4 protein-coding genes are annotated in these 6,610 nt (G+C 50.8%); 2 read left to right on the top strand and 2 right to left on the bottom strand.

What is annotated here, in order from left to right:
• Positions 1-42 precede the first annotated feature (42 nt).
• Together RTY00_RS17260 and dacD are read right to left on the bottom strand one after the other, a co-directional pair.
• On the bottom strand, positions 43-507 hold the full coding sequence (locus RTY00_RS17260; protein WP_312665254.1) for a GyrI-like domain-containing protein: 465 nt from the start codon (positions 505-507) through the stop codon (positions 43-45).
• 88 nt (positions 508-595) lie between these two features.
• Positions 596-1,762, bottom strand: coding sequence for a serine-type D-Ala-D-Ala carboxypeptidase DacD (dacD, locus tag RTY00_RS17265; protein WP_312665255.1), 1,167 nt, complete (start codon positions 1,760-1,762; stop codon positions 596-598).
• 201 nt (positions 1,763-1,963) lie between these two features.
• On the opposite strand from dacD, the gene sbcB reads away from it, so the two are divergent.
• Together sbcB and RTY00_RS17275 are read left to right on the top strand one after the other, a co-directional pair.
• A complete protein-coding gene (gene sbcB / locus RTY00_RS17270) occupies positions 1,964-3,385 on the top strand; it encodes an exodeoxyribonuclease I (protein ID WP_312665256.1) in 1,422 nt (473 codons plus the stop codon).
• A 254-nt stretch (positions 3,386-3,639) separates the two neighbouring features.
• The coding region (locus RTY00_RS17275) for an Ig-like domain-containing protein (RefSeq protein ID WP_312665257.1) at positions 3,640-6,610 on the top strand (2,971 nt) is incomplete at its 3' end.

Consider the following 6,610-nt stretch of genomic DNA (forward strand, 5'->3'; position numbering starts at 1 on the left):
AGTGCGGTTTTGTAGGGTCGCCATTTATGGTGACCGCGTAATTTAATCATCCGCACGTACCGGAATATACATATCCACCAGCCAGTTGCCGCTGTCGGATCCATCAGAAAGGTAATGCTCAAAGCACGGACGATTGTCGACTTGCCAGCCGCCCTGCGCATTCAAGCTATCGAACAAACTGCGCCACGCGCTGAAGAAATCGTTGTTGAGCACTTCAACGCGCGCATGAAAATAGCGGCCGCCCGGCAATAAGCCTTTTTCGATATCGTCGCCCGCCGCCGGAATCACATCTTCTGGCGCGGTAATCACCGTTTCTACACGCAGCTCTTCGGGCGGCAACTCCTGCGGATTGCCGTAATAGATCGCCAGCCATTCGCCTTCAACCTTGTGCACGCTCACCCAGCTTTTCAGCTGGTTAAAGCCGCGCGGCACGGTTTCCTGCCACGGACCTTGCAGATGATAACCGAGCCAGCTTTGCGGATTACGTTCAACAATCGATGCTTTCATACCTTGCCTCTCATCAGCAGCAGAAACAGCGATTGTGCCATCACCGCCGCAGCACGGCGACGATGATGACGCGGAAATACGCGACGGATTACAGTTTCTGTTTCACGTAATCGCTGATGCGCGTAATGATGCCAGCCTGATCAACCGCTTGCAGCGCGTAGAGCGGATAGCTTGCCAGCTGCTTATCTTTGTCCATCACCTGAATTTCACCAATCTGCTCGCCCGCTTTCAGCGGCGCTTCCAGATCTTTGCGATCGATGACGTATTTTGCCATCACGTTAGCCACTTCGGTGCGCGGCAGCGACAGGTAGATATCCTGCGTGGTGCCGACATCCACTTTATGCGGATTGCCGTACCAAACGTTTTCGGTACCGATTTTTTTGCCTGCATGGAACAGCTGCACGGTATCAAAGCTGTTTTGGCCCCACACCAGCAGCTTGCGCGCCTGATCTTCACGCCCTTTCGGGCTCTTGCCGCCCATGATCACCGCAATCAGGCGATGACGTCCGACAACGTTAGAAGCGATGATGTTAAAACCGGCGCTTTCGGTGTGGCCGGTTTTCAGACCATCGACGTGCAGATTTTGATCCCACAGCAAGCCGTTGCGATTGTTTTGAGTGATGCCGTTCCACGTCAGGGTTTTCTCCCCGTACATGGCGTAGAAATCGGGCTCGCCGCTGATGATGGCGCGCGACAGCACCGCCAAATCGCGTGCGGTGGTGTGCTGGCCCGGCGCGTCGAGGCCGTGCACGGTTTCGAAATGGGTGTGCGACAGGCCGAGTTTCTGCACGTAGCTGTTCATCATGGTGACGAAGCTGCTTTCGCTGCCGGCCACGTGATCCGCCAGCGCCACGCAGGCATCGTTACCGGAATCGATGATCACGCCGCGCATCAGGTCGCGCACCGTGACCTGATCGCCCGGCTTGAGGAACATCAGCGAAGAACCCTTAAACACCGGATTGCCCGCGCCCCACGCATCTTTGCCGATGGTGACTTTGTCATCGCGGCTGATTTTGTTCTGATCGATAGCGCGATCAACGACATAACCGGTCATCAGTTTGGTCAGGCTGGCCGGGTTACGCTCTTCATCCGGATTGCCGGCGGTGAGAATTTGTCCGGTTGTGGCGTCCATCAACACCCATGAAGCCGCATCAATCGGCGGTGGCGTCAGGGGAAATGGCATGCTGTCGTCAGCCTGCGCCAACGATGCCCAAACAATCATTCCAGATACAGTTACCAGCAGACGCCTTTTCAACACTTCTTCCTCAAGATCAAAAAATGAATTTACCGCCGCACGTTTTACGGCAAATAGCGCTTACAGATCTGAATAAATTGAAAAAAAGTATGAACTGCGCATAAATGCTGCGCGCCCGCTCGCAGCGAGGATGATCAAGGTTGTACTGCTATCCAGGGACGACTATCCTGTGCGTTGATTCTCCATTGCCAGGATAACGCCGTGCCCGCCTCTGAGTTCACCTTCTTATTTCACGATTATGAAACCTTCGGTAAAAACCCGTCGCTGGACCGTCCGGCGCAGTTTGCGGGCATGCGTACCGATAAAGAATTCAATGCGGTAGGTGAACCGCAGGTGTTTTATTGCCAGCCAGCCGACGATTATCTGCCGCAGCCGGAAGCGGTGATGATCACCGGCATTACGCCGCAAACCGCCAAAGCACGTGGTGTAACAGAAGCGGCGTTTGCCGAACGCATTCACGGCCTGTTTAGCGAGCCGCAAACCTGTGTGATTGGTTACAACAATGTGCGCTTCGACGATGAAGTGACGCGCAATATCTTCTATCGCAACTTCTTCGATCCGTACGGCTGGAGCTGGCAAAACGGCAATTCACGCTGGGATTTACTTGATGTGATGCGCGCCTGCTACGCGTTGCGCCCGGAAGGCATTGAGTGGCCGGAAAATGATGATGGCTTCCCAAGCTTTAAGCTGGAGCATCTCACCAAGGCCAACGGCGTGGCGCATGAACAGGCGCACGATGCGATGTCGGACGTTTATGCCACGCTGGCGATGGCGAAACTGGTGAAAGAGAAGCAGCCGAAGCTGTTTGAGTTTCTGTTTACCCATCGCAACAAACAGAAACTGATGACGTTGATTGATATCCCGCAGATGAAACCGCTGGTGCACGTCTCCGGCATGTTCGGCGCGGCGCGCGGTAACACCAGCTGGATTGTGCCGCTGGCGTGGCATCCGGATAACCGAAACGCGCTGATTGTCGCCGATCTGGCTGGTAATATGTCGCCGCTGCTGGAGCTTGGGTCAGATGAACTGCGTGAGCGTTTGTATACCCGTCACAGCGATCTGGGCGATCTGCCTGCGGTGCCGATCAAGCTGGTGCACATCAATAAGTGTCCGGTGCTGGCGCCCGCGAGCACGCTGCGTCCGGAAGATGCCGCGCGTTTGAATATCGATCGTCAGCAGTGTCTCGCTAACCTTAAGCTGCTGCGTGACCATGCGGAGGTGCGTGAGAAAGTGGTGGCGCTGTTTGCCGACGCCGAGCCGTTTACGCCTTCAGATGATGTGGATGCGCAGTTGTATGACGGTTTCTTCAGCGACTCCGATCGCGCTGGCATGAATATTATCCGCCAGACGCCGCCGCAAAACTTACCGGCGCTGGATTTGAGCTTCGAAGATAAGCGTATCGCTAAACTGTTGTTCCGCTATCGAGCGCGCAACTTCCCCGGCACGCTGGATGACGCCGAGCAGCAGCGCTGGTTGCAGCATCGCCGCGAAGCGTTGAATGCCGAACGCGTGCAGGCGTTTCTGCTGGAGCTGGAGTCGCTGGCGAGTTTGCATGAAGGGAATACGGAGAAGATGGCACAGCTGAAGGCGCTGTATTTGTATGCGCAGGAGTTGGTGTCTTAGGATTATGCATAATGCCCTTTCTACTGTGAGAGGGTTTTATAATTTTATAATGTTTTTTCTTTTCATCTCTTCACTCTAGCGTTCATTCATTTCAGCCTCATTCTTATTTTTCAGCTCCGCTCTTAAATCACTAACAACCAGCAGCCTTCCCCTGTTTTTAAGACGCTTCTCTGAAACCTGTTAAATATGTTCACTTATCATCATGACTCACTCAAATTGTCAATTAATAAAGATTTTTATTCGGAATACAAAATATGAACATACTTGCATATGACCAAGCGAAATATATTTACAGGGATACACCCCGCCCTACTTTTTCAGGCGATACAGGCGAGAAAAACCCCAACACAAAAGTAAAAATTACGATTGGTTCAAAACAGGTCAATGCAGATTATAATCCCATTGACGGAAGATTCACCTGGACGCTCGATGAAGATTTGCCAGATGGTGTTTATAATATTGCGATTATTGTCATTGATGCCGCTGGTAATTTAAGCCCACCTACTATCCGAACCCTGATCATTGATACCACGCCTCCGGAAGCACCCACCCTAATTAATCTTAAGGATGATGTCGGTACGAAAACGGGTAGTTTCGATCCAGGCCAATTAACTGATGATAAGAAACCCACTTTAACCGGCGTTGCTCAGCCCAATACTATTGTTTATTTACGTGATGCTGCGGGCAACGATATTGGCAGTGCAAAAACCGACGCGGTTACGGGCTTGTGGGTTATCGAACCTAATAGCGATCTGCCCCAAGGCGAGAACGCATTGACTCTGGTTGCCATCGAAGAGTTTGGTAAAGATGCGAGCGGTGCGCCCATTTACCGTCAAGGTAAAGCCTCTGATGCCTTTATCATTAACGTTGGAATGTCTGACTTTATTACTATCGAAGACGCTCTTGATGATGTCGGAAAATGGAGTGGCGTTTTAAGTAATGGCGCACTCACCGATGACAACACGCCAACACTGCGCGGCCAGGCAAATGAAGGCGCTACAGTTATCGTTTACTACCGCAAAGCGGGTGAAAGCACCTGGGCAGGAAGCGCAACCGCAACGGTGAACGGACAAAACTGGAGCTGGACCCCTTCCCCTGCGCTGGCGGCCGGTCAATACGAGTTCCAGGCGGCGACACCTAAAGTCTCTTCTGCACTATTTAACCTGGACATCTTTGCTGCGGGTTCAGGCGATCAGCAGACAAAAATCACCGAAGTCTGGGACGATTTCGGCACCAGTATCGGCAAACTCAACAGCGGTGATTTTACCGATGACATGTCACCGAGATTCACTGGTCGGGCAGAATCGAACAGCCGGGTTGTGATTCAGTACACGCTCAATGGCAGCCAGAACAGTGTCACCGTTGATGTAGGGCATGATGGAATATGGAGCTGGACACCGTCGGTTGATCTGTTGGTTGGCGACTGGAATTTCCAGGTTAAGAGTGAAGGTGCAGCAGACTGGAATGACAGTTTCGATCTGCATATTTATCCGTCACCTTCGGTGCCGACCACCATTACACAGGTATTTGACGATGTTGGCGTTACCGGGCCTGTCGGCAACAATGGTATCACCGATGACAGTGCGCCAACCTTATCCGGTCGCTCTGAAGCGGGACGCTTTGTCCTTATTTACGACGGCAACACACTGCTGGGCTCCACGCAGACAAGCAGTAATGGTGACTGGAGTTTCACGCCGACGGCGCTGGGCGACGGACACCATAACTTCTGGGCCGTGCAGCGTGACTATTCCGGCGTGTCAAATAAATGGCAGATCGAAATCGATACTTCCGGTTTGGGTCCGGATAAACCAAGCATTACAGGATTGTTCGAGCACCAGGCGAGTGGCGCATACGACAAGTTTGCTAATGGCGGCATTATTGATGATGGCAGCGTAAAGGTTGAAGGCACAGGCCGCGCGCTGAGCGTTATAAATATTTACGATGGCACAACGTTAATTGGCAGCACCACGGCAGGTACAGACGGTACATGGTCATATCTGCACAGCAGTAATTATCCTTCAGGTTTCCACAGTATCACCGCAAGAGAAGTAAAATCAGCAGGAGTCAGCGACCCTTCAAATGAAGCCAGGTTTACTTTGGTGGGTAATGGAAAATCGGGTGAAGCTTACTACGCTGATAGCTTTCATAATGATCAAGCGGTCATTACAGGAAGCAGGACATTTAGTTCAGGATACACTTTCCGTTCATTAAACGGGGGCACCTTAAAATTAGTGGAAGGTATTCTGTACTCTAAAAACCAAGCGATAGTTAAAAAGGAACCAGGTTACCTTAAGTTTATTGATGACGGTGATACCGCTGCGAAAAGTGCCACTTTTGAAATAGCAGCTTCTACTGATTTTTATATGACAGTTAATGGGCTGTCCGACAGTGGCTGGGCACGGTTAGCTTATTACAGCACCACAGGTAAATATTTGGGATCTTCGGACTTCGGTTCCAAAGTTGGTGCATCAATCGAGGGAGTTATAAAAGAATCAGGATTTGTAGCGCCACAAGGTGAATTGATTGGTAAGGTGACAGTTACGGTTAAAGATAAAGGGGGAATGGGTATTGCAAGTGTTATTTATGGTACATCCAGTTATCTTGCAGGTAAAGGTGACGCATATTTTACAACTCTTCCAGATGGACCGGTATATAGCGCAGGTACAGGAGTTGAGGGTTTCGCAGTTCTAACCGGCGTGGCTTATCAAGAAAACGGAAAGCTGAGGCTTTCACCTGATGATATTTTTAGCTTTACTGTCGGCCAGACTACTGACATCCAATTCAGCTTGGAAGGTTATGTCGACGTGACTTTTTATGATGCCTATAACAATGTAATACATTCCGGTAGTTATAGTAGCTTCGTAAACTATACTGCACCTGCTGGTCAGCTAATCTATCGTGTTGCGATCGATACCTATAGTCAGACTAATGTTCTGATTGATAACGTTATATGGGGAAATAACCCAGGAAACCCCGATTACGGCTACAACAGTAATAACGCCAACATCGCTGCCCATGATGACAGCAAGGTTGAGTTAAATGGCCTTGTAGAAACCAAAGCGATTATTGACCTGCAAGATGGTGAAAGCACCACCAAGGTTATCACCGTGGAAGATTTGCTGACTTATGGCGAGGAAGGTCTTTTCACTGAAGCTGATGCCAGGCAACTGATGATTCAGGGCGATAAAAATGATGTTATTCAACTGAAAGATATTATGCCGGAAG

The sequence above is a fragment of the Pantoea sp. CTOTU49201 genome (assembly GCF_032054795.1).
GTDB classification, from domain to species: Bacteria; Pseudomonadota; Gammaproteobacteria; order Enterobacterales; family Enterobacteriaceae; genus Pantoea; species Pantoea symbiotica.

Excerpts from the sequence above, each read along its gene's own strand:
- RTY00_RS17260 (WP_312665254.1), bottom strand. The coding sequence starts at position 507 with ATGAAAGCATCGATTGTTGAACGTAATCCGCAAAGCTGGCTCGGTTAT.